Genomic DNA, 26,431 nt, shown 5'->3' on the forward strand with positions numbered 1-26,431 from the left:
AATAGAAACCTCTTGATCAGCTTTCCATCAAAAACGGAGTTACCAGCTTGCTCGTGGGTAAAATCTTCAAGAAACCATTCACATCTCCATTGTATTTGATACCTTGGGATGATTAGAATAAACCACATAGTTCTTAAATTTTAGATAAAATGCCCAGAGGTAGGGGTTTAGTAGCGAAACCCCTACAGCAGCAGTAGAGTTATTTCATCAACTGCTCACTGCTATTAACAACCTAGTCGCGACTACCACCACTAATTGCAATTAGAAGTCGTAGAATAAATATGAATAGGTTGATATAAGTTAAGTACATTGAGAGAGCTGCGAGAACATACTGATCGTCGCGATAAGTACGGGGCATAATATAGAAATCTACTACTGCAGCACCAGCAAATAAAAATACACCAATACCAGAAATGGCAATTTCTAACCACCCTGCAGTATAGACACCAAAAAATCTCAAAATAACTTGGCCGATAACCGCCACCAATAATGCAGTTATTCCTAGGCTCACAGTTCTTGTTAAAGCCATTCCATCTTCTTCAGACAAATTTGATCCTATTTGACGAGCTGCAATAAAGGTGACACCACAACCACCAGCTGCAAAACCTAGTCCCCCAAGACCTACTCCTTGCGTATTTAAAGCTATATATACTAAACCAGCCAGGGTATATCCTGATAGCAAGCTATAAGTAGCTAATAAAGGTAGAGCCACATTATTATTACCCTTTTCCGCAATTGTACGGGCAACAAAAAATAGGGCTAATTCTGCTACCAATGCTATCCAGAAGGTAGTTTGAAATAGACCAGGGTTAGATTTTAAGACTCCTAGGCCACCAAATATACCTACTGCTGTAAGAACGAGGCCACCGCCTACAAAAGGTAAAGCATTAACAATGACATTAGGGCCAACTAACGATTGGCCTTTGGCATCACGCATTGCTTGACGGAAATTACTGGTATTAGCCATAATTTTTTCTCTTAGTTAATCAAAAAGAATTTCTATTTATAATATTGTGACACTGGAGTTGATTTTGTGCATATACCAAATCCACTATTATGTGAAGTTGACGTACAAGCAAATTTAGGATTCGATGGCTCAGTAACAAACGTTGATATTAGACTTCTCCTCCAAAAAGCTTCTCAAACCCTTATACTCCTTTTCCAAAATCAGTATTTTTGGATATATATATTATAATGAAACCTGACGAAACATTGCTTGAAATAACGACATTATTTAAGTTTTGGTGTAGTTGTTACAGGTTTAGTTGCTACCCATCCTCAGAAAAACTCCTAGGCAAAATTTCATAAGACAATTTGATTATTTTTGCAGTTCTTTTAACATAGTTAAGTTATTTGATTTTTTTTTCGTTATGGTCAAACAATAGACGTTTTTGTATTTTTTTTAAAATTATATCTGCTATATTATATCTGTGAATTAATATTAGTTATTGTTCAGTTTTTCATTTATATTTTTACTTTTTTGTCAGAGCAAGATTTTTCTATTCATCATTATTATCTAGCCTATATATATTTCATTATGTACTATAAAAATCGTAAATTATATTAGATAAAGTATGATATATATTCAAATTAGCTACCCTTAACAATTGTACTTTTCTATGATACTTTATTTACATTCAAAATTATTTAGGATTAGTATATATATAATCAATTATTGTTTTGTTATAATTTATTTATTGTGCCCATAAATATTCATTTTTTTATCATAATTGTTCTGACAAACTCGATAGCAATAATTATTGCAATATTTATATCAAATAATCAAATATATTGTTGATAGTGAACTCACCTACACCAAAGTTAATTCCTAGTATTAGCAAATGTGGGTATATGATGTAAATAGTATGTATAAAGTTAAAATAATTTGCTCTTCTACTTTTAGTCATTTATTTAGACCTCCTCTTAATTTAATTATTTCTTTTTTTATTTGAGCTATTTTTAGCTTTTTTATTTTTATCTATAATTTTAGCATTTTTTACTAATTTTTTTCCATTTCTTATCAGTAAGATTAACAATTATTTTTCTTTGTTTTGGATAGTGATTAATATTTTCTAATATTTGATTCATTAGGAGATATTTTTTACAAAATATTCACTACGATTATAGCTTAATTTTTATTTTAGAGATATCTATTATGTAAAAAGTACTTAATACTAATTGCTATAAATAATGCCAAGTTTGGTAAAAGTTTAGTTATTCAAGAATTCAGAGAAAATCAACAACTTTTTTACTACTATTACTTCAATTAATATTAATTTTTAATTTTACTTATTGTCTATTATCCCGCTAACCTTACCCTACTTTTATACTCAATAAAATGTAGATTTTTTTTTATAAATGTCATAATATAGGGCTACGCAGTATTATTAATGCAATGATATAATGATAAAAATTAAACAAATAATGGAAAAGAAATTCTTCAGCCTTATAGTTATAATTTACACTCCTTCAAATTAGTATTCTCAAGCATTAAATAACTTACGCAGTCACCATAATATATACTAGGGGGCAACAACCTTAATACTGATAAATAGTATATGATTTAATATTACTGAGTAAGTATATATCAAGTCTAAATAATATCAAAATGACTTACACAAAGGCAATAAATATAGTGCAAATATATCAAATAATCACCATTATTAATAATAAAAATGTCAGATAATTTTAAGATAAATTTAGAGAGAATTTGTCTAGATATATAGATAGCAATTATCCCTCAAGACTCAATTATAAAGAGTGATAATTTAATTAAAAAGCTATAAAAATGAGAGCAAATAAATTTCCACATTTTTGGGTTGCCTAATTAATCAATTAAGAAAAACTTAATTGAGACTCTCAGGAAATTTATTAAATATGAAAGGATTAAATTTGATGCTTATGAGAGTTTGCAAAGTTTACTATGGTAATTTTCAGTTAAAAATATATCATTAATTTTGTTTAGCCACTTAATTTTCCTTTGGTTAAAAAGCTAAACTCTATAACAAGACAAGAATCAACCCATAGAACATGTAATCAATTCTATGATTCTACAAGAATTGTAGCCCGAATCAATCAAGTAAAAAAGGTGCTCCAAATCCCCAAATTCAATTATCTAGTAGAGTACAAAATAACTAGTTATCAAGTATTTCCAGAACAAAATACAATTGAGTTGCAAAATAGTTTTAAAGCTAGTGTCTTTGACTTATGAACTAACCATGATTTAGTCTAGTGCTCAGAATAGTAAATAAGTCGTATTAGAGTTATTAGATTTGAGGCGAGGTTATTCTGCTCAGTTTTTAGTAAACCTTGAGAGAAAAGAAACTCATAATTTTGAAGAAAATTTAGTAGGAATTAATTTAAGTTTAAATGCTGTTTATACTGATAATAATAATAATATTAAAGTAATTATATAATTATAAATATATACTTTATAATAAATGCTAAAATTTTGTAATAAAAATCGTAAATTATGTTGCCAAACGACTTACTTTCTCATCGTCAAATTGGAGAAACAATCATTCCTCAAAAGCTAAAAATAGATGCCAAAAATTTAACTATTGCCATGGAAATGATTAATTGTTTCCAAGAAACATTGGGAAAAACCCAAGGAAAACTTGATAAACGTTTACAGTCAATTGAAGGGGATGACACTAATTATCGCTTTAAACGAGGATTAGCACATATTCTCAGAGGCAGTTTTTCTACTTTTGAAATAATGAGTCCTCTTGAACCGATAGAATTAAGAAATCGTGTTTTTGCTATGGCAGCAGAAGTTGCTCCTAGTATTAGAGCGACACAATTAACTTTAGAGAATTTAGCAACTAAATTAAGTCAGGAGTTAAACCAAGAAGTTGTACCTGATGAAATTAAAAAAGGTCTCTATGCAGACTTACAAGAAAATCGAATTTTGACTCAATTTGATGCTCCTAAACCAGAAGATTTATTACATAGATATAACCTTTCTCAAGTTCAAGGTATTTTTTATAAAGCTAGTCATATTAAATTAAATGCTTATCGCAACGATCCAGGAGAATATAAACTGTTATTTAGATATGTGAAATTATTTCAATTAATGACTTATATTGAAGGAGATGCCGACAAAGGTTTTACTCTTACAATAGACGGTCCCTATAGTTTATTTAAACCTAGCATTCGTTATGGTTTAGCATTAGCAAAAATGTTGCCGGCATTATTGCATGTTACTAAATGGAATTTACACGCAACTTTACAAAATCGTGACCCTTTTAGTGGAGCTTGGAAAACAGGTATATTTAGTCTTAATTCTGATTGTGATTTAGTTAGTCATTATCCACCAGGAAAACCTTATGATAGTATGTTAGAAGCATCATTTGCAGAACGTTGGGCAAAGTTAAAAACTAAGTGGAAATTAGAAAGGGAAGTTGATTTAATTCCTATTCCTGGTAGTGTCATGATTCCTGATTTTAGACTAATTCATCCTAACGGAGTATCATATTTATTGGAAATAATTGGATATTGGCGACCAGAATATTTAAGAAAGAAATTTGCTCAGGTGCGTAGTGCTAAATGTGATAATTTAATATTGGCTATTTCTGAACGATTAAATTTAGAAAAGGCGGGTGTAAATGTCAAAGATGTATCAGTGCCTATTGTGTGGTTTAAGAATAAGTTATTACCTAAGTCAGTGTTGGAAATTTTAGACTCTATTGAGTAGATTATATAACCCTAAAGATAAGTCAAAATTTCTCTTTTTCAAGTTGATAAAATTAACATAATTCGATACTTTTAATTGTTAAAAATATTAAGCACCTAAACAGAATTATTTACATTAAAACTAGGGTTCAGCTCCTATAAAAGTAACCTGGATAAAAGTCTAAATCTCACTTTTAACTATCTTTGATTAAAACTATTACATACTTATAATTAAATTATTATATACCATCCTCGAATCCTAGGATTAGGTCTATGCTTATTCGGTGGACGATGATGAAAGTATCTCTTTCTACACTGTCTTTCTCTATTACTTCTTCTACCTCCATTCAAGGTATAATATCCCGTACCACCTCTAAGGATTTCATCAACATCCTTACCCAATAGTTGATTATTACCTCAGTTTTTATAGGGTGTATTCTTGCCTTCACCTTTATCTAAGACGTCGTTATTTTTACTGCTACTTACTTTCCCTTCCATACAATGTATTTTCTCTAGGGTTGCCGTCTACTTTATTACCTAATAATGCTGAGTAAATTTCTGTACTGCTGCTCTCTGCAAAAATATTGTTACCAATAGTTTCTTTTATTATGTTAATATAAACAGTTATTTATTGGCAACTGCTTCCCAAAAAATAATTCTAATATTTTTGTAGTTTAGGATATACTTCTTGTATGAAAAAGTTAGTAATAAAAACTTTAAAATGTGAAAATATTATTTCAACCTATATAAAATTTAGTAATTTATACAGACTAATATTTTTAAGTTTAGGAATAGTTCTTGTAATCAGTTGGACACAGCAACAAGTTTATGGCTATACTCCAATCAAAAATAAATCTGTAGTTGATACAAATGGGAAAAAATTAATCGCAAAAACTCCCAAGATAAAGCCAAAATCAATAACTATAAAAAAAGCACTAAATAAACTTTATATTAAACCTAATGAAACAATTTCTTTAGTCATAAAATTAAGCGATCGCCGTGTCTATGTCTATAAAAATGACCAATTAAAAACCAGCTACCCAATAGCTATTGGTAAAGAAGGATGGGAAACTCCCACAGGAACCCATAAAGTTATCCAAAAAATACCAAATCCTTCTTGGACACATCCCTTTACAGGAGAAATCATACCTCCTGGACCAGAAAATCCTTTGGGGGAAAGATGGATTGGTTTTTGGACAGATGGCACGAATTATATAGGTTTTCATGGAACCCCTAACGAAGAAACTGTAGGACAAGCAGCCTCTCATGGTTGTGTGAGAATGTTCAACCAAGATGTGCTAGATCTATTTGAAAAAGTAACCATTGGTACAATTGTCGTAGTAGAACCTTAAAAAAATACAAGTAAAGTTTAATTAAAACATTTTTAATATCCGAATTGTATTAAAATATTATCTCACTAGTTTTCAGCTAACTAATTAAGTGGGATATTTGAGGAGTCAAAATGATACAATCTACTACAAATAAATGGCTATATTTTATTCGCAAAATCATCCAGGGAAAATATAATTTAACAGCTATTGTCCTGACCACAGCAATTATTTTATTTAGTAAAAGCTTCGCTATAGCTTCTACCCCTACTACTGAGACTAGCAATAATAATCAACAAACACAGATAGATACCAATTTACCATCTGATAGCTTAATGCCCAAATTAGATCAAGCTATCAAAGACTTTCAAAAATATTTGGGTATAAAAGCAGAAGAGTTAGTTCGTGTCGTACTCCGCATCGGTGAGAGGCGGGTATATGTATACGAGGGAGAAAAAGAAGTTGCTAGTTATCCTGTAGCAGTGGGTAAACCAGGTTGGGAAACTCCCAAAGGCAATTTCAAAGTTATTCAAATGGTAGAAAATCCTAAATGGCAGAACCCCTGGACGGGTGAGGTAATGCCAGCCGGACCAAATACTGCCCTGGGACTGAGATGGATTGGTTTTTGGACAGACGGTAAAGACTCCATTGGCTTTCATGGTACTCCAACTGTAGGATCAATTGGATCTGCGGCTTCCCACGGTTGCGTGCGGATGTATAATGAGGATGTGATTAAGTTATTTCAGAAAGTACAAGTAGGTACCGAGGTGGTGGTAGAACCATAGTTTATAGGGAATGTAAGGTATTGACTATAATCTGGTATTATCTATCTCTATCTGTAGTTACAGCAGCAGCACCGGAACAATGATGTATAAAGTAAGCTTTAAAAATTATTTGGTGTGGGCATTTTGTCTGGGTGGGCATATATCATGACAATGGAAAGCGCTGTATCTTTATTCATGCTAATTGGACTTAAAACTGAACTGTACCCAAATAACTAGCCCAAAACATTGCTGGTTCAACATGATATCTGTAGCCTGTCATGTAAATAAATTGGGGTTTGTGGTTAAGGAAAAATGTCCCTTTTTTATAGCTTCTCAAATCTCTGAAGTGTAAAATGAAATTTATCACTACCATTGACTTATATTACATAAGCTTTTGGTTGAAGTTAAACCGAAAAATTACTGGCCTGTCTGAGGTATTATTATCTGCTCAGTAGTATGTGTTCTTCAAGTGTGAAGACTGTAGTTTGAGTTGTGAAGCGAGGCTTAAATGCCAGTTTAAACCTAACGATGGAGTTCAGTTTCAAGAGTATCCTAGGGGAGCTTGATAATCTTAGGTAGCCAAGGTAAGGCGCCGAATAGAACTAATATAAGCGAGTATCTTCAGAGATCTATATAGATAATTGTAGGTTTATCAGAATAGTTTTCATAATCACCCGTTATGGGACGTTGCATAAAACGTCCCATTTTTTATATTCTGCTAACATGAAAACGCTGTCAGCTATTTTTAAATAGTTGAAAGATATGGTGTGGGCACTGCTAAAAATTGAAACCACCTCAGAAATTACTTCTAATTTTTGACTCCTGTACCTCGCCCATCTAACTGCTATCCTATCTTACTTGCTCCTAGCCCTATAACTTAGAATATTCAACTAGCTAAAGTCTTCAAAAGTTTGTTTGCTATATCGAAATTAGCAGTAATATTCTGCACATCATCAAGATCGTCAAGAGCATCCATTAACTTGAGAAGCGATCGCGCCTGTTCCGGATCACTCACCTCAATAGTATGAGCAGAAACCCACCGAAATTCTACCTCACTAATATCAAAGCCCTTCTCTTGTAATACCTGACTCAAATTTTCTAAATTAGTAGTTTCCGTGAAAACCTCCACACCTTGAAAATCATCTTCTGCAATTACTTCATAATATTCCGCTTCCCCTTCCACAGATGCTTCGAGTAACTCATCCTCATCATAACTTCCTGTAATACTAACCACACCTTTTTGGTCAAACATCCAACTCACGCAACCAGTCTCACCTAAATTACCACCATTTTTGGTAAACGCACTTCTTAGGTCTGCTGCTGTACGGTTGCGGTTATCTGTCAAGGCCTCAATTATAATTGCTATACCTCCAGCACCATAGCCCTCATAACGAATCTCCTCCAATTGACTGCCATCATTTAATTGGCCTGAACCTTTAGCGATCGCTCGTTCAATATTATCATTGGGAATACCTACTGTCTTTGCCTTCTCTATCGCCGTGCGTAACTGAAAATTACCAGCAGGATCAGCTCCACTGCGAGCAGCAACAATAATTTGCCGAGATACTTTAGCGAAAACTTTTCCTTTAACAGCATCAACTCTTGCTTTTTGGCGTTTAATATTGGCCCACTTACTATGTCCTGCCATAAAATCAAATCTTGTAAAAAATATATCCTAACTTCAGTAATTTTCATAACTAGTTACACTTGACATACTCTGTACCGGGAGCTGAAACAATGTACTCAGACTCAATAGAGCAGCGATAAATCCGGTATTTTTAGGAGTTAGTCCAGTCTTTCCTCTCTCTAAGTGCATAGTTATACACAAAGTGATAAATATCTAGCCATCTGTCAATGGCAGAAGTTTCCTCAATAATAGGTATCAACCTATCCTGATAATTGAGAGTTAGCACAGGAGAGAAAATTAACTATTTTTTTCTAACTATAGCATAGAAATGTAAAGCCCTCCTAGAAGGACATTCCTCTAGACCCAGGATTTTCAGTAAAAAAATGTTCTAAAATAGTTACTAAATTGTTAACCACAATTATCACATCTCTAACTCAAAATTTATCTAAAATTTATCTAGCTTCGGTCTTAGGGTCTTATTAAAGAGGACTTAAAAAGAGACTTAGGATTTAGTTTTTCCCATACTTTTAACTCATAATTATAGAATCCTGTTATCACTTCCTGCACTTCCTACTATTGATAAGGGATCCCATTAAATGGGCAAAATGCTTATAATACAAGAGTTATACCCTTCAACCCTTGTAAATCATTTGTGGAATCCCCGCTAATCATTGTTTATAATTATGCCTATAATTTCAGTATTTAACCTTCCCTAATTTCTAATCTCTACTCCTTATTCCCCAATTCACTAAACAAACCTGACAGTAGTTTCTCTATTATCTAGATGGGAAGTATCCCCACTTAATTCCATTACCCACTGCTCTTCTTGCAAAACAATTTTGACCAAACAACAAAGAGGAGCCTTGAGTTCAGTTTCCGCAATTTCACCAACTAATCCAGCAGCAGTACCAATAACTGAGACACCGTGCCCCACCAATAAAATATTTTCTGTAGGAAACTCTTTCACCAAACCCTTAGAAACTTCTCCTGTGCGTTTCATACAATCTTTCCAGGTTTCGGGATATTTGGGAGTACCTCTATCGTAAGAAAGGTCGATTCTAGGATAAGTTTGGGCAAGATTTTCTCTAGACAGGGTTTCTGGCATAGCAGGCATCCATTTTGGATTTAACCATTCACATAAACCCCAATCTAATTTGATGGCTAAATCAAGAACTTTTGCTATTTCATTGGCAGTTTGTACAGTTCGTAAAAAGGGAGAAGCAAAAATTTGGGTGATATTTTCCCCAATTAAACGTTTTGCTAGTTGTTGTGCTTGAACAACGCCATCATCTGAAAGATGGGGATCGTATGGTCTTTTGGCAGTGTTAAACCATTCAGGGTTAACAAAGTCGATACGGTTTCCGTGTCTTGCTATCCAGACTGTTTGTTGAAACATAAATTTATTTGTGACAGGTTGTCACCTTAATATATAGTAATTAACATATCTCAAGGAATTAAATTTTCAGACAGTAGCCATAAATCTGCTGTTGCTCTACCAAAAATTTATTAAATTATTGAATATCTTTACCAAATCTTTACAACACCAACAGGTAAGGAAAGGAATATTATCCATAAATTCCTCAAAAAAATATCTCATTCTAAAACTTACTTTAGTTGCCTTGGGAACTGCTATTTTTTTAACAACTTTAATTAAAATAGAACATTCTGCAAATTCTTTTTCCCTTGAACTTGCAGAAAAAATTGCTCAACTCAGAAATGCAGAAAAATTTTAGGGTGCTAACCTTTCAGATCTATATACCACTGAAAACCATCAAGAAAATGACCAAGAATAGGATCTTATTAAGCTACAGACTAATTTAAAGCAAAAAGGTTACTATCTAGGAACTGATAATGGAACTTACGGAAAAGAAACAGAGAAAGCAGTGTATATATTTTAAAATTAGTTTGGTATTTCTAATAGCAACAGGAATGGTCTATCCGGGAACCTAGGCTTTTATTGAAAGCGGTATCTGATAGTTTTCCTCCATAACCTCCTGTTGTAGTTGTGAGTATAATAGTCAGTGTAATCACAGTTAATCTCAAAACATTTAAGCTATTGTTATACAGCTTAGCTGGCAATATTCCTGTTTCTGCCAAAACACCAATAAGGTGATACTTAAGAATATAGGATAAGAATTTTTAATAAAATTCATGAGCTTTATTACAGGTAAACACAAAAAAATTTGCTCCTACCATATTGTAACATTTTTCCATATTTAACTATCTCAGGAGTACAGTCTGGCAGTTTTCCCAATAAGCTTTGAGTCGAATATCGAATATCAGTAGCATTAATTAAAACCCAAATAGCATGGAGGCATCGTTAACAGCTCCTCGCTCCCCTCCCTATTAAAGGAAATTAACCAAGGTTCAAATTTCATAGCCATCCGTGGGCCGACTCCCCGGATAATTCCTGGAATTGCTTTTTGCTGAATCTCTTGTTTTATAATTAAGATGCCAGCTCATGAACAGCCTAGACTCTCGCGAGTTTCTACTCCTGTTGTCTTATTCTTTCCTGAAGCTGTTTCACACATTAATTTTATCTGATAGCGGTCTACCATTGCTCCAGAAAAATCTGTTCCTATCACTGTTGCATCACGGAAGGTGCTACTCATTAACATGGCATCTGTGAAAATAGCATTAGTTAAGTCACTTTTATCAAAGCTAACTCGGTCTGCAAAAGTCCCAGTAAAGTCTGCTTCTGTTAAATTAGCTCTTAAAAAATCTCCTTTGGTAAGAATTGTGTTTTGTAGATTTGCACCTTGAAAATTTGCCTTCCACATTGTTGCACCTGCAAAGGAAGTACCATGTAAATCTTTATAAGAAAAATCCCGGTTGTTTAAATCTGTAAGGGTATAGTTAACATTATTTTCTACTGCTTGAACTGAATAGATATTCATTACCCAAAAACCAGCAACTGTCAAAATTAAGATAAATGTCCAAATTCCTTTTTTTAACATTACAATAACTACTCCACAAATTGAATCTAACTGAATTAGGACTTATGCAAAGAAACCGGGTTTCTCGGATCAATTGTTATTTTAAGAATAGACTAAAAAATCAGGTTTCTGGGTTGACCCACGTCAGTCATTAGAATGATAAGTATAGCAAATAATATATGAATTCTGAGAATTCAAAAGTTAGCTCCTATTATATCATATCTCTTTGAATAACTAATGAATGTCTGTGAGAAAATTTTTGGGAATGGAAATTGAAAGTAATTGATGTAATCAAAGAATTTTTTATTATGGCTAATTAATAGGAATTTATTTAAGTACCTAGATAAAATTAATTACTATTATTTATTGATTTATTACCAAATCACAAAAAATATATGTTTTTCAGCTTGAAAGTATGTGTAATTAATTCTACATATATAGTTATAATTTAAAGCCAAAAAGTTAGGGATAATTATTTTGATAGTAGTACAAAAAATCATCAAATAAGACATTTAACTATAGTCAAAATTACCACAAACAACTGACAACTGGAAACTGGAAAATATTTATTTAATCTATAATTTTTATTGATTTTTATAAGGTTTTATTGTTTAATTTAAGCTATTATTAATGATGCTGTTGATTACTCCCAAAATATCCAACAAAAACTTAAACTATTCTTGATAATGCTATTGATTATTCCGAAAATATTCAACAGAAAAAAGAATATTAAAAATAGAATAACTTTGAATTAACTAACTTCAGCGATCGCTTTTCCCTACAGTGGAACCATTGTACAAACGAGACATGGAAATAGACAAAATAGTCCTACTTCCTAGTTACTCATCCCTTACCATTGGCCTCAATAATCAGGCTTTATGACAGCAAACATGGAGCAAATGATGTACAGAATAAATAGTAAAAATTATGTAGTGTCGACATCTTGAGCATTTGGGTGTACCTCACCAGTAACGGAAAGCCCTGGATATTCTTATCAAAAGAGATACAAGGTAGTGGAACTATTGCATAAATAAGTACTGAAGATTTTTGAGGAGAAATTAGGTAGAAAAAATTATTATACTAAGACTATAGAATAAAATTCCTAATATTATCGGCAACAAAAATACAACTAGAAAGGGATTGAGGGATTTGGCCACGGATGTACGGATAATATAAAATATTAATTTGTTGATAATATTTTTCTATTAGATGAGGTACACCTGTAATTCCAATATTATGAGCACTAAAAATTATGAACAATGCACAGCAAAATTAACCGGGTTTGGAGGTATCTCTCAATATCTACTGTAAAAACCTGTAGATAGTTTTCAGTACTAGCCTCGCCTTGGTGCCTCAGTGTTCACAGAAGCTTCAATTACTTGACCATATTATTCCTCTTGTCCAGGGACCTGTTAAAAAGGGCAGTAGGGCGAATAAAATATCTCAAAAGAGCATATTCAAGAATTGCTATATCAGTGCCAAAAACTGTTTTTATATCTGAACTTTATCAAAATCATGGAAGAAACATTTATAAATTTATTATCCCATAAAAACGTCAAAATTAACAAAATAATTTCACCCCCAAATTTTATCAGTGAGGAGTTTATCCAAGACGAAGATGAATGGGTAATATTACTTCAAGGTTCCGCTATATTGGAAATTAATCAAAAAACAAAAAAATTAGTCAAAGATAGTTATATTTTTATTCCGGCAAAAACTCCACATAAAATTATATCAACAGATCCAAATATAAAAACAATTTGGCTAGCAATTCATATTTATTAATAGCTTATATTATACTGTATTAATTAACTACAATATAATAAAGATAAGATATATAATTAAGTGATATAAATATCACTAAAACTAGCTAATTTATTATGACTAATGAATGATTATTTATAGTTATTTTCATTATAGGGATAAAACTTTTAGGTAATTCTCTTAATTTTATATAATTACCTAATTTTTAAATATTAAAAATCAGCATTTAGCAGTCATATATCAGCTATCAGCTATGAGTTATTAACTCATTATAAAACAAGAATGCGTTTGGATAGTAAAGGGAATAAAAAAAATTACAGAATATGTTTAATTGAGCAAAAAAGATGATTTACAAATTAAAAATTGTCTTGAGTTTACTCCTTATGAATTCTGAATCATAAATTCTGAGGTCTAAAAATTTGCGTAGCTTTTTGTAATAAAAATTTATCACGCTAATTGATCACGCTTGGTATAAAGCCCAGACTGCAAATTGAGCACTAGTTTATAGTAGGCTAAAACCTCAATATTAGGAAGAGGAATAAAGCCCTAATATAAGTTTAGCACTTGTTAGTAGTAGGGCAAAATCCTAAGATAAACACAAGACTAAAGTTTAACTACAAACTATAATATAATTATATCACTCATGAATTATATTGTTGTTATTTGGCTTACTCAAAAAAATTAATGAATACTAAATTCGATTCACCTGACTTTATTCAAGCAGAAAGTTTGCTACAAGAATTATTTGAAGAGTTACAAAAACAAGAAGGTTTATTGGCTGGGGGTCAAAAGCTGGGAATTACTACCAGTATAATTAAAGATTTACAGGAGACTAAAGTTAGTTTTGGCAACCCTAAAAATGAGTTAATTCCCTTAACAGAAGAAATATTTAAAGAGGCTGAGATAGAGTTAAATCATCTAATCAAGCAACAAATGAAGGATGATTATAATTTTTATTATTTGACTCTAAATGTTAATTTGCTTCCCCAGCCAGGAGCTAAATTTTGGCGTTTAACTTGTAAACTTAAGTTAAGTGAAGAAAAAACAATCATTCAAAGTATTTTTCCTGAACATAAATGGCAACCAGTTATCAAAATTGGTGTGGGTATGGATATAGGAATTAATCAGAATTTAACTTGGGATGCTGGTATTGACTCTTCCATGATAACAGAGGTCTTGAAGTTTGTTCCAGCTAATTTGAAAGCTAATATTGTAAGTAAAAATAAATTTAAAGCTTTTGCTGTTATTCCTGACTGTAAATATGAGTTAGGTCGTCCAGAAATTGTAGCTGAAGGAATAGGTTCACCAGAGTGTTATTGGCGAATTCAAGACAAGAACATACAGAAAGTTGGTACGGTTAAGTTTGGAGTTATTTTCAAAGTTCCTAAACAAACAAAATCTATTACTTTAACTGGAATAACTTTGGCTAATATAGATATTAATTTGTTGACAGATAATATTAGCGATATTGTTTTAGCTAGGCTTCCTGAAAAAATTCAAGAGTGGTTAGGTTTGGATGCAGAAGAGTCAGCTAAAAAATTTTTCAGAGGTGACAATGAAAAGTGGGATTTAAAGCTGCCACAGTAAATGTATCTTGTTGTTTAGTTTGATATTTATTAATTTTTAAATAAGTGTTGACTGATGTCTAATAGTTATTATATTTATCGTATTCATCTGAAAAATCATCATAATGTGGAAATTGAAAGATATAATCATAAAAAAAAATTGCCAGGAAGCTCGTCTGGAAAGTTTTGTTATCAAGAAAAAGAAAAAGAAATTCAAAAGCTTTTGGAAGTTGCTATTAATAATGAACTAAATGCAGAACAAACCAGTCAGTTGGGGGAAGCTTTATTTAATAGTTTATTTGATTCTAGATTATGCCAAGATTTTATTAATTTTTACTTTGAAGTTGTACAGAAAAAAAAGCAAAAATTACGAATAGAATTAGATATTGATGAAAAAGAAATGCCAGAATTTGCTGCTTTACCTTGGGAATTTTTATGTATTCCTGAAGAAGTTAATCAAGGTACGATTTGGTTAGGAACAGATCCTAATTTAATATTTTCTCGCCGTCGTGCTTTATGGAATTCTGCTAAGACAATACAATTAGAAAAAGATGAAAAATTGAGAATTGCTTTAGCTATTTCTGCACCTGAAAATGAAGGTCCTGTCGAATATGCAGAAGTACAAGAGTATTTAGAAGAGTTGGCTAAGAAACAATCTGAACAAATTGAATTATTACCTATAATAAATCCAGCTACAAAAATTGAAATTGATAGATTATTAGAGAAAAAACCTCATATTTTTCATTTTATTGGTCATGGTCGTTTTGAGGATGAAGCAGAGAAAAAAGTAGGAAAAATTGCTTTAGGAAAAAAAGTTGGAAAAAAAATATTAGCTAGATGGGTTAGTGAGAAATTCTTTGCTCAATTATTTGTTCGTCATCGTCCTGGTATTGTTGTTTTACAAGCTTGTGAAGGAGGAAAGCAGTCTGCATCTGAAGCTTTTAAGGGAGTTGCTTCTAAAATTGTGGCTCAAAGTATTCCTGTGGTAGTGGCAATGCAATATAAGGTACAGAATGCTACAGCTAATGCTTTTTCTACGGAATTTTATAGGAGATTAGCAAAGGGTGAACCTGTTGATATTGCTGCTCAAAATGGTCGTCATGATGTGGCTTTACAAACTGATTATTCAGGTAATGATTTTGCTACACCTGTTATTTTTATGAGTGTAGAAGATGGTTGTTTATTTCAAAAGGAAGAGGTTCAAAAAAAAATAGTATCTGATTCTTTTTCGTTATCTGAAATAAACCCCAACCAAACGTTTAATATTATTGATGATAATGTTGTGGAAAATCAGAAAAATCAGTGTCTTGATGATAATAATTATGTTTATTTGGCGATAGATTTAAAATTAGAAAGCACAAAAATTCAGAAAAATGATGCAGACAAATTCCTGGTTAATACATGGTTGGCAATTCCTCAATCTTCTCAAAGTTTTTATCATAAAAATTTGTTAAATACTTTTGAATATAATCGAACTTATAGTCAGGCAGAGGTTGAAGAAAAAATTATGAAACTAATTGCAGAATGTAATGAAGAATTAGCAAATATTTTCCCTCCAGAAAAAGATTGGGAGATTGCTATAGAATGGGTTCTTCCTAATAATTTATTATCTCTACCTGTTGACTGTTGGGAGTATCGAAAAAATGAAAGGATAGGACGTGGTAAATTTCTTTCTGTTCATATTCGTTCATCTCAACGTTTACACATAGCTTATAAACATTATCATAAATCATGGAAAGATAAATGGAACTATCTTCAGGGAAACATACAAAATATTAATTTGGGTAACTATATTTTAGCTTGCCAATGTCAAAATATTAATGATAATTATTTGAAAAATATTGATAATAAAAAGAAGATTCTGGGGATTAATTTCCCCTTCAAAATAGAAGAGTTAGAAAATATTACTTATGAGTTAATGATAGAAACAGGAATTCCTATAGCTTTGTGGTCTAGATGTAAAGAGTCTAATGTGAATCACCTTATAGATTTAGATACATTGATAAACCCCAATAATGAAAATGTTTTAAATCTACAAAATTTACCTGAATATGTGGAACAGAAGAGGTTAGACTCTCATTCAAATGACCCTCATCATTTAGGACATCATCTTTGCTTTTTATGTGAAAATCCTTATAATTATCCAATAAAAAGAAAATTAAATTTTGGGTATTAATTTAGTACTGTTTATTAGCTGACCTTGTGGGAAAAATTAATGGATTTGGTAGTAACATTTTATCAGTTTATTAATTTTGAAACCTGAAACATAACACCTGAGAAAAAAAAGAATGAATTTTGTTAATTCTTACACCTAATACCTAACACCTGAAACTTAAAATTTTAGAAAAAAGAAAAAATTTTGTTCCTTTTTAAACCTCAAACCTAAAGCCTAAAGCCTAAAAACTAAAGCCTAAAACCTAAAACCTAAAACCTAAAGCCTAAAACCTAAAACCTAAAACCTAAAACCTAAAACCTAAAGCCTAAAACCTAAAACCTAAAGTAACACCTAAAACTCATGAGTAAAAAGAACAAATTTTGTTAATTTTTAAACCTAAAACCTAAAGCCTAAAACCTAAAACCTAAAACCTAAAGCCTAAAACCTAAAACCTAAAGTAACACCTAAAACTCATGAGTAAAAAGAACAAATTTTGTTAATTTTTAAACCTAAAACCTAAAGCCTAAAACCTAAAGCCTAAAACCTAAAACCTAAAACCTAAAACCTAAAACCTAAAGTAACACCTAAAACTCATGAGTAAAAAGAACAAATTTTGTTAATTTTTAAACCTAAAACCTAAAACCTAAAACCTAACACCTAAAACCCAATACCTAAAGCCTAAAACCTAACACCTAAAACCTAAAACCTAAAGCCTAAAACCTAAAACCTAAAGCCTAAAACCTAAAACCTAAAGTAACACCTAAAACTCATGAGTAAAAAGAACAAATTTTGTTAATTTTTAAACCTAAAACCTAAAGCCTAAAACCTAATACCTAACACCTAAAACCTAAAGCCTAAAACCTAACACCTAAAACCTAAAGTAACACCTAAAACTCATGAGTAAAAAGAACAAATTTTGTTAATTTTTAAACCTAAAACCTAAAGCCTAAAACCTAACACCTAACACCTAATACCTAAAGTCTAATACCTAAAACCTAAAACCTAACACCTAACACCTAAAACTTATGAGTAATTGGCAAATTTTTAAGGGAAATAATACACCTCATACTGTTAGTAAATGGCCGGAACCTCCCCCTTGGCGGAATTTTAATCAACAGCAGGAACCAAAGAATAATTTTCAAGCAAATGAGAAAGTTATTAACGCTGTTAATATGGCTATTTATTTACATCGCCCACTTTTGGTAACAGGAAAACCAGGAACCGGTAAATCTAGTTTAGCGAGGGCGATCGCTTCGGAATTACAATTAGGAAAAGTCTTACATTGGCCAATTAATACCCGGAGTACTTTACAGGAGGGATTATATTATTATGACGCGATCGCTCGTCTACAGGATGCTCAAATTAATCAACAGGAAAAAGATAAGTTTAATATTGGAAATTATATACGTTTAGGAGCTTTAGGAACTGCGATGTGTTCTTCTGAAAAACCGAGGGTATTACTAATTGATGAAATTGATAAAAGTGACATTGATTTACCTAATGATTTACTCAATATTTTTGAGGATGGCTATTTTATTATTAAAGAACTACAAAGATTGAAAAAATATCAGAATTCTCAAAAAATAAGTGTTGAAACTTATGATGGTAAGACTCATAAAGTTGAGGATGGAATGATAGCCTGCAAGAAATTTCCTATTGTAATAATGACGAGTAATGGAGAAAGAGAATTTCCTTTACCTTTTAAGCGTCGCTGTATTCAACTAGAAATTAATGAACCTAATATTGAGGAACTAACTAATATTATTAAAGCCCATTTAGGAGATGATTTAACTCAAGATATTGAAGCAAGAATTTCTGAGTTTGTGAAAAAAAGAGACAAGGGACCTTTGGCAACAGATCAATTACTTAATGTGGCATTTATGTTGATGAATAAGCCATTGCCTAATGCTGGGGAAAAAGAGGAAATAATTCAACGTTTAATGGCATATCTCAACACAACTGGAGAAGAATAATAATTAAAATGATAGCTTGTAGTATTGGGCTTAAGTTATTAGATAAAGTAGTTATAGAACAGCTCGCAGTAGATGGCTGCAGTTATTAGAAAAAGTAGTTATAAGATAGCTAGTAGTATTTTTTTTAGATATTAGAAAAACTAGTAGAGTTTTAGCCCGAAGATCCAGCATATTTCACCTGGATGAGGTTAAATTACTCCAAGTAATACACCTGTCTATTGTTGATAAATATTCTACAATTTATACAAAATAATGTTATACTCTAATGGCTGTTAAAATAGTGAATAATATGGTTTGTTACGTTAAAATAGATATTATTGAATCAGCGGAAGAACTAAAAGAAATATTATCTCGACAGACAGATATAAAGCTCAAGCAAAAAGTACAAGCATTATATTGGCTTAAAATAGGAGCAGTAAATACTATTGAAAATATATCAATATTATTAGGATGTCATCGAACAACTGTATCACGATGGTTTAGTACATATAGAAAGTTGGGTATAGAAGGTTTATTGAAGAAGAAAAAAATTTTGGGTAGACCTAGAAAAATATCACCTATGTTAGAAAAAAAACTTAGAGATGAGCTAAAAGATATAGAGAGTTTTAAGAGTTATAATGAAGTGCAAACATGGTTAAAAGCAATGTGGGATATTAATCTGCCATACTCAACAGTACATCGGTATGTTTATTATAATTTAAATACTAAATTAAAAGGGTCACCTCCAATAAGTAGTCAACAAAATTCAACAGCAGTTGAGGACTCAAAATAAAATATTTTAACTACTATCGAAGGTAATTGAAAAATTGAAAATAACGGGTAAGTAAATTTTGGAACAGAGTTAAGTTTTACCTAACTATTTAACTATCAGCTATCAGCTATTGAATGCTTACCTAATTATTTATCTCTACTTTATATACTTACTAAATACTTAATAGGCTAAGTTTCTACTACAAAAAAAATTATTACTTATTTACTGTCAGGTTAGTTTTTCCTTCTATTGCCTACTAAATTATGTTTGAAAAATTCATAGCTTTTATAAAGACAAAAGAATGGCAACTTGATTCGATGCAAATAGCAGAAGTTTTATGGTTTGTGCACCAAGTTAGTGAACAAAAACAGGAAGAAAATAATTCTCAAAATTTAGTTTCAAGTAATACGGAGGAGCTAGCTGAAAACTTTGATCAATCTTATGACTTTCAACTTTCAAAAACAGCTAGTATTCAACAACCAAAAAAAACGCCTACTAGGTCTTCGTCTTCTCAATATCCTTTAACTACTTCATCATCAAATAAATCTCAAAATACAGAAATTCAACCAACATCTTTGACTACTGAAAAATTGCCTATCAAATTACCAGACATAGCAATTTTGCGTAATACTCTAGAATTAAGTCGCCTAAGTAGTCAACAAAATTCAACAGCAGTTGAGGACTCAAAATAAAATATTTTAACTACTATCGAAGGTAATTGAAAAATTGAAAATAACGGGTAAGTAAATTTTGGAACAGAGTTAAGTTTTACCTAACTATTTAACTATCAGCTATCAGCTATTGAATGCTTACCTAATTATTTATCTCTACTTTATATACTTACTAAATACTTAATAGGCTAAGTTTCTACTACAAAAAAAATTATTACTTATTTACTGTCAGGTTAGTTTTTCCTTCTATTGCCTACTAAATTATGTTTGAAAAATTCATAGCTTTTATAAAGACAAAAGAATGGCAACTTGATTCGATGCAAATAGCAGAGGTTTTATGGTTTGTGCACCAAGTTAGTGAACAAAAACAGGAAGAAAATAATTCTCAAAATTTAGTTTCAAGTAATACGGAGGAGCTAGCTGAAAACTTTGATCAATCTTATGACTTTCAACTTTCAAAAACAGCTAGTATTCAACAACCAAAAAAAACGCCTACTAGGTCTTCGTCTTCTCAATATCCTTTAACTACTTCATCATCAAATAAATCTCAAAATACAGAAATTCAACCAACATCTTTGACTACTGAAAAATTGCCTATCAAATTACCAGACATAGCAATTTTGCGTAATACTCTAGAATTAAGTCGCCTTATTAAACCCTTCAAACAAAAGGTAAACTCTCGAGTTGCTCAGGAATTAGATGTTAATGAAACTGCCAAAATAAGTGCAGAACTTAGTACCCTGAATTTTCCCCGTTATTTTCCAGTTTTAACTCCTAAAAAAGAACGTTGGTTAGATGTTGTTTTGCTCATAGAAGATAGTGATTCAATGATTCTTTGGCAGTCTTTATTGCCAGAAGTTAGAGATTTTCTAGAACATTTAGGAGCATTTCGAGATATCAAACTTTATCGCATAAAATGGGATAATAATTCAGAAAATTTACAAATTTATCCTTTTCATTCTCCTTCTCTGACTCTATCTCCTCAAGAATTAAATTCATCCGATCATAGACGGTTAATTTTGATGCTTAGTGATTGTATTTCCCTAGCTTGGATTAATCAGAAATTTATTAATATTCTTCAAAAATGGGCAACAAAAGAAAAGTTGACTATCCTCAATCCTTTTCCTGAAAGAATGTGGGAAAATACAAATCTTTGTTATGCAATTAGACTGCGATTAGGAAATAATAAAAAGCAAAATTCGACTCAAAAATGGGATGCAATTCCTATTGAGTATTGGCAAGAAAAATACCTTAATCAACAAACAGTTAAATTACCAATTCTAAATTTAGAACCAAAGTCAATGGCTGCTTGGGTTAATGTTATGGTAGGAAAAGGAATCAGTTGGTGTGCTGGTGCTGGGTTAGGTTTAGAATTGATGGGTCCAGAGCCAGAAGAAGAGGAAGAACCTCTCACTCCTAGAGAACAAATTAATAATTTTTATGCCACTTTTTCCAAGGAAGCTTGGCAATTAATTCAATGGTTATCTGCTATTCCAATTAATCTTTCTACTATTCGTTTAATACAACGAGCTTTATTACCAAAGTCGACTCAAATTAATGTCGCAGAAGTATTAATGGGAGGATTATTAAGTCCGGTTAAACCTTTTAATTCTTATCGTTTTCCTCATCAAATTGAGTTTGAATTTCAACCGGGAATTAGGGAGATATTTTTAGACCGTTTAGGAGGAAAAGAATTTTGTATTGGGGTTATTGGTCGTTTAACTGAAAAAATTGCTAGTCATTTTGGATATGAAACTATTCGAGAATTTGAAGCAATTCTATTAAATGAACCTTGGAATTTTCGGGATGATCAAGATATTAGATTAATTCACACTTTTGCGACTATATCTATCTCAACTCTTAGGCAATATGGAGATAAATATACTGATTATATTCCCAAGTTAGATAGAAGTCGCGCTCAGTTATATTTGATGTCTGAAGTTCCAGGAGAATCTATAAATTGGAGAGATTTTCTGGAAAAAGTCGCTCAAAAATATCGTTTAAGTTCTATTCAAAAAGAAATTTTAATTAATCTATTTCCAAGTTCCCAAGAATTTCTTTCTATTTCTGAACTAGCTCAAAAACTTCTCAGTTCGGCTTCAGTTATTAAAGGTCGCTTAAATCATATTTTTCCTAAATTTGAAAGTAAAAATCCAGATTTATTTGCATCTCAAAAATATTCTCGACTAGAAGCTCTGCATTTATTTTTATCTTCTGAATATAAAAATTCATATATTCCTCAAATTCTTGAAAATGATCAAATTGAGGAAAATTTACAAGACTTGAATTCTGAAGTTCCAGGAGAGTCTGTAAAATGGAGAGATTTTCTGGAAAAAGTCGCTCAAGAGTATGATTTAACTTCTATTCAAAAAGAAATTTTAATTAATCTATTTCCAAGTTCCCAAGAATTTCTTTCTATTTCTGAACTAGCTCAAAAACTTCTCAGTTCGGCTTCAGTTATTAAAGGTCGCTTAAATCATATTTTTCCTAAATTTGAAAATAAAAATCCAGATTTATTTGCATCTCAAAAATATTCTCGACTAGAAGCTCTGCATTTATTTTTATCTTCTGAATATGTAAATTCATATATTCCTCAAACTCTTGAAAATGATCAAATTGAGGAAAATTTACAAGACTTGAATTCTGAAGTTCCAGGAGAGTCTGTAAAATGGAGAGATTTTCTGGAAAAAGTCGCTCAAGAGTATGATTTAACTTCTATTCAAAAAGAAATTTTAATTAATCTATTTCCAAGTTCCCAAGAATTTCTTTCTATTTCTGAACTAGCTCAAAAACTTCTCAGTTCGGCTTCAGTTATTAAAGGTCGCTTAAATCATATTTTTCCTAAATTTGAAAGTAAAAATCCAGATTTATTTGCATCTCAAAAATATTCTCGACTAGAAGCTCTGCATTTATTTTTATCTTCTGAATATAAAAATTCATATATTCCTCAAATTCTTGAAAATGATCAAATTGAGGAAAATTTACAAGACTTGAATTCTGAAGTTCCAGGAGAGTCTGTAAAATGGAGAGATTTTCTGGAAAAAGTCGCTCAAGAGTATGATTTAACTTCTATTCAAAAAGAAATTTTAATTAATCTATTTCCAAGTTCCCAAGAATTTCTTTCTATTTCTGAACTAGCTCAAAAACTTCTCAGTTCGGCTTCAGTTATTAAAGGTCGCTTAAATCATATTTTTCCTAAATTTGAAAATAAAAATCCAGATTTATTTGCATCTCAAAAATATTCTCGACTAGAAGCTCTGCATTTATTTTTATCTTCTGAATATGTAAATTCATATATTCCTCAAACTCTTGAAAATGATCAAATTGAGGAAAATTTACAAGACTTGAATTCTGAAGTTCCAGGAGAGTCTGTAAAATGGAGAGATTTTCTGGAAAAAGTCGCTCAAGAGTATGATTTAACTTCTATTCAAAAAGAAATTTTAATTAATCTATTTCCAAGTTCCCAAGAATTTCTTTCTATTTCTGAACTAGCTCAAAAACTTCTCAGTTCGGCTTCAGTTATTAAAGGTCGCTTAAATCATATTTTTCCTAAATTTGAAAGTAAAAATCCAGATTTATTTGCATCTCAAAAATATTCTCGACTAGAAGCTCTGCATTTATTTTTATCTTCTGAATATAAAAATTCATATATTCCTCAAATTCTTGAAAATGATCAAATTGAGGAAAATTTACAAGACTTGAATTCTGAAGTTCCAGGAGAGTCTGTAAAATGGAGAGATTTTCTGGAAAAAGTCGCTCAAAAATATCGTTTAAGTTCTAGTCAAAAAGAAATTTTAATTAATCTATTTCCAAGTTCCCAAGAATTTCTTTCTATTTCTGAACTAGCTCAAAAACTGTCTCTTTCAACTTCAGCCATTAGGGGTCGCTTAACTAATATCTTTCGTAAATTTGAAAGTAAAAATCCAGATTTATTTGCATCTCAAAAATATTCTCGACTAGAAGCTCTGCATTTATTTTTATCTTCTGAATATAAAAATTCATATATTCCTCAAATTCTTGAAAATGATCAAATTGAGGAAAATTTACAAGACTTGAATTCTGAGGTTCCAGGAGAGTCTGTAAAATGGAGAGATTTTCTGGAAAAAGTCGCTCAAGAGTATGATTTAACTTCTATTCAAAAAGAAATTTTAATTAATCTATTTCCAAGTTCCCAAGAATTTCTTTCTATTTCTCAAGCTGCTCAAAAACTGTCTCTTTCAACTTCAGCCATTAGGGGTCGCTTAACTAATATCTTTCGTAAATTTGAAAGTAAAAATCCAGATTTATTTGCATCTCAAAAATATTCTCGACTAGAAGCTCTGCATTTATTTTTATCTTCTGAATATAAAAATTCATATATTCCTCAAATTCTTGAAAATGATCAAATTGAGGAAAATTTACAAGACTTGAATTCTGAAGTTCCAGGAGAGTCTGTAAAATGGAGAGATTTTCTGGAAAAAGTCGCTCAAGAGTATGATTTAAATTCTATTCAAAAAGAAATTTTAATTAATCTATTTCCAAGTTCCCAAGAATTTCTTTCTATTTCTGAACTAGCTCAAAAACTTCTCAGTTCGGCTTCAGTTATTAAAGGTCGCTTAAATCATATTTTTCCTAAATTTGAAAGTAAAAATCCAGATTTATTTGCATCTCAAAAATATTCTCGACTAGAAGCTCTGCATTTATTTTTATCTTCTGAATATGTAAATTCATATATTCCTCAAATTCTTGAAAATGATCAAATTGAGGAAAATTTACAAGACTTGAATTCTGAGGTTCCAGGAGAGTCTGTAAAATGGAGAGATTTTCTGGAAAAAGTCGCTCAAGAGTATGATTTAACTTCTATTCAAAAAGAAATTTTAATTAATCTATTTCCAAGTTCCCAAGAATTTCTTTCTATTTCTCAAGCTGCTCAAAAACTGTCTCTTTCAACTTCAGCCATTAGGGGTCGCTTAACTAATATCTTTCGTAAATTTGAGAATAAAAACCCAGGGTTATTTGAATCTAGAAAAGGCTCTAAATTAGAAGCTCTACAGTCATTTTTATTTTCTCAATATGTAAATTTAGATATTCCTCAAACTATTAAAAATAATCAGTTTCAAATTGGGGAAAAATTACAACATTGGAGTTTTAAAACCCCTACTGTTAACCGACGTGGAAATATTATCAACACCAGAACTTATACTGCTTCTTATTTCATCGAAATTCTTGGGCCTGATATTAATTTAGAAATGGTAGCTATCCCTGGTGGTACTTTTACCATGGGTTCTCCTGAAAGTGAAAAGTATAGCGAAGATAATGAACGGCCCCAACATCAGGTAACTGTTCCTTCCTTTTTTATGGGCAAATATCCAGTAACTCAAGGACAGTGGAAAGCGATCGCCTCTCGAACAGACATAAAAGTAGAAGGAGACCTAGACCCAGAGCCATCATATTTTAAAGAACCATACGAAAATATAGATAGATGGCACAGACCAGTGGAGCGGGTTAGTTGGAACCAAGCAGTAGAATTTTGTCAAAGACTATCAAAACTAACAGGAAGAAAGTACAGGTTGCCGAGTGAAGCAGAATGGGAATATGCTTGTCGTGCAGGAACGAGTACACCATTCTACTTTGGAGAAACCATAACACCTGAGTTAGCTAACTATGATGGGAAGTATACTTACAGCGATGGGCCAAAAGGAGAATATAGAGGGCAAACAACTCCTGTAGGTAAATTTCCACCAAATGCTTTTGGTTTATATGATATGCATGGAAACGTTCATGAATGGTGTGCTGACGACAGGCATGATAACTATGTAGGAGCTCCTACAGATGGAAGTGCTTGGATTAATAGTAATACACATAGTGATACTAAAAGTAGAAAAATCCTTCGTAGCGGCTCCTGGTACGGCTATCCTTGGTGGTGTCGCTCTGGGGACCGCAACAGCTATTTCTCCGTCGAGGCGAACAACATCATTTTTGGTTTTCGTCTTGTGAGTGTCCCCCCCCAGGACTTTTGAATAGCCCTTTGCCCTCTTGCCCTCTTGCCCTATTTAGTCTCGCCAAAGGCTAGTCGAAATTTTTGAGCTTATGTAGTATTGTTGTAATATGTTGCGTGCTATATTCCAACTTAATAGAACAAAGGAGTCTGCTATACAGAAATTTTCCTCAACAGAAAACCACAGTAAGGACGCCCTACATGCAAAGTCCCTACATGTAACCTCCCTACATTCCGAAAAAACTA

16 protein-coding genes are annotated in these 26,431 nt (G+C 31.6%); 11 read left to right on the forward strand and 5 right to left on the reverse strand.

All coding sequences use genetic code 11. The features are described from left to right. Positions 1-232: 232 nt before the first annotated feature. Positions 233-967, reverse strand: coding sequence for a Bax inhibitor-1 family protein (locus TERY_RS10065; protein ID WP_011611726.1), 735 nt, complete (start codon positions 965-967; stop codon positions 233-235). Between the two features lie 2,505 nt (positions 968-3,472). On the opposite strand from TERY_RS10065, the gene TERY_RS10070 reads away from it, so the two are divergent. The 3 genes from TERY_RS10070 (at position 3,473) to TERY_RS10080 (ending at position 6,787) form a co-directional block, all read left to right on the forward strand. After that, the gene (locus tag TERY_RS10070) at positions 3,473-4,696 is read left to right on the forward strand and encodes a DUF790 family protein (protein WP_011611727.1); all 1,224 of its coding nucleotides are present in this window, start codon (positions 3,473-3,475) and stop codon (positions 4,694-4,696) included. A gap of 670 nt (positions 4,697-5,366) precedes the next feature. Next, positions 5,367-6,026 (forward strand): L,D-transpeptidase family protein, encoded by a 660-nt coding sequence (locus tag TERY_RS10075; protein WP_011611728.1) that lies wholly within the window; start codon positions 5,367-5,369, stop codon positions 6,024-6,026. A 110-nt stretch (positions 6,027-6,136) separates the two neighbouring features. Next, positions 6,137-6,787, forward strand: a complete 651-nt coding sequence (locus TERY_RS10080; RefSeq protein WP_011611729.1) for a L,D-transpeptidase family protein — start codon at positions 6,137-6,139, stop codon at positions 6,785-6,787. An 865-nt stretch (positions 6,788-7,652) separates the two neighbouring features. Here TERY_RS10080 and TERY_RS10085 read toward each other — a convergent pair. From TERY_RS10085 to TERY_RS10090, 3 genes are all read right to left on the reverse strand, one after another. Then, the gene (locus tag TERY_RS10085; protein WP_011611730.1) at positions 7,653-8,414 is read right to left on the reverse strand and encodes a YebC/PmpR family DNA-binding transcriptional regulator; all 762 of its coding nucleotides are present in this window, start codon (positions 8,412-8,414) and stop codon (positions 7,653-7,655) included. 130 nt (positions 8,415-8,544) lie between these two features. After that, the gene (locus tag TERY_RS27790) at positions 8,545-8,679 is read right to left on the reverse strand and encodes a helix-turn-helix domain-containing protein (RefSeq protein WP_196797269.1); all 135 of its coding nucleotides are present in this window, start codon (positions 8,677-8,679) and stop codon (positions 8,545-8,547) included. Positions 8,680-9,141: 462 nt separating this feature from the next. Beyond that, positions 9,142-9,789 carry a histidine phosphatase family protein gene (locus TERY_RS10090; RefSeq protein ID WP_011611731.1) on the reverse strand — a complete coding sequence of 216 codons (648 nt, stop codon included), beginning with the start codon at positions 9,787-9,789 and terminating at the stop codon, positions 9,142-9,144. Positions 9,790-10,192: 403 nt separating this feature from the next. Between TERY_RS10090 and TERY_RS27795 the strand changes: the two genes are divergently transcribed. Next, a complete protein-coding gene (locus tag TERY_RS27795; RefSeq protein WP_071820751.1) occupies positions 10,193-10,291 on the forward strand; it encodes a peptidoglycan-binding domain-containing protein in 99 nt (32 codons plus the stop codon). A gap of 561 nt (positions 10,292-10,852) precedes the next feature. Here TERY_RS27795 and TERY_RS10100 read toward each other — a convergent pair. Continuing rightward, entirely contained in the window at positions 10,853-11,350 is a 498-nt protein-coding gene (locus tag TERY_RS10100) for a pentapeptide repeat-containing protein (protein ID WP_011611733.1), read from the reverse strand. Between the two features lie 1,494 nt (positions 11,351-12,844). On the opposite strand from TERY_RS10100, the gene TERY_RS10105 reads away from it, so the two are divergent. From TERY_RS10105 to TERY_RS26280, 7 genes are all read left to right on the forward strand, one after another. Continuing rightward, entirely contained in the window at positions 12,845-13,114 is a 270-nt protein-coding gene (locus tag TERY_RS10105) for a cupin domain-containing protein (RefSeq protein ID WP_044136692.1), read from the forward strand. Positions 13,115-13,777: 663 nt separating this feature from the next. Next, the gene (locus TERY_RS10110) at positions 13,778-14,680 is read left to right on the forward strand and encodes a hypothetical protein (RefSeq protein WP_011611735.1); all 903 of its coding nucleotides are present in this window, start codon (positions 13,778-13,780) and stop codon (positions 14,678-14,680) included. Between the two features lie 54 nt (positions 14,681-14,734). Then, complete coding sequence (locus tag TERY_RS10115) at positions 14,735-16,834, forward strand: CHAT domain-containing protein (RefSeq protein ID WP_011611736.1); 2,100 nt, start codon at positions 14,735-14,737, stop codon at positions 16,832-16,834. A gap of 1,004 nt (positions 16,835-17,838) precedes the next feature. Beyond that, positions 17,839-18,786 carry an AAA family ATPase gene (locus tag TERY_RS10120; protein ID WP_011611737.1) on the forward strand — a complete coding sequence of 316 codons (948 nt, stop codon included), beginning with the start codon at positions 17,839-17,841 and terminating at the stop codon, positions 18,784-18,786. A 289-nt stretch (positions 18,787-19,075) separates the two neighbouring features. Continuing rightward, the gene (locus TERY_RS10125) at positions 19,076-19,558 is read left to right on the forward strand and encodes a helix-turn-helix domain-containing protein (protein ID WP_011611738.1); all 483 of its coding nucleotides are present in this window, start codon (positions 19,076-19,078) and stop codon (positions 19,556-19,558) included. A gap of 242 nt (positions 19,559-19,800) precedes the next feature. After that, positions 19,801-20,229 carry a hypothetical protein gene (locus tag TERY_RS10130; RefSeq protein ID WP_011611739.1) on the forward strand — a complete coding sequence of 143 codons (429 nt, stop codon included), beginning with the start codon at positions 19,801-19,803 and terminating at the stop codon, positions 20,227-20,229. Between the two features lie 242 nt (positions 20,230-20,471). Then, positions 20,472-26,207: an SAV_2336 N-terminal domain-related protein gene (locus TERY_RS26280; protein WP_011611740.1), complete on the forward strand. Its 5,736-nt coding sequence runs from the start codon at positions 20,472-20,474 to the stop codon at positions 26,205-26,207. Positions 26,208-26,431: the final 224 nt, after the last annotated feature.

It is taken from the genome of Trichodesmium erythraeum IMS101, assembly GCF_000014265.1.
Lineage (GTDB): Bacteria > Cyanobacteriota > Cyanobacteriia > Cyanobacteriales > Microcoleaceae > Trichodesmium > Trichodesmium erythraeum.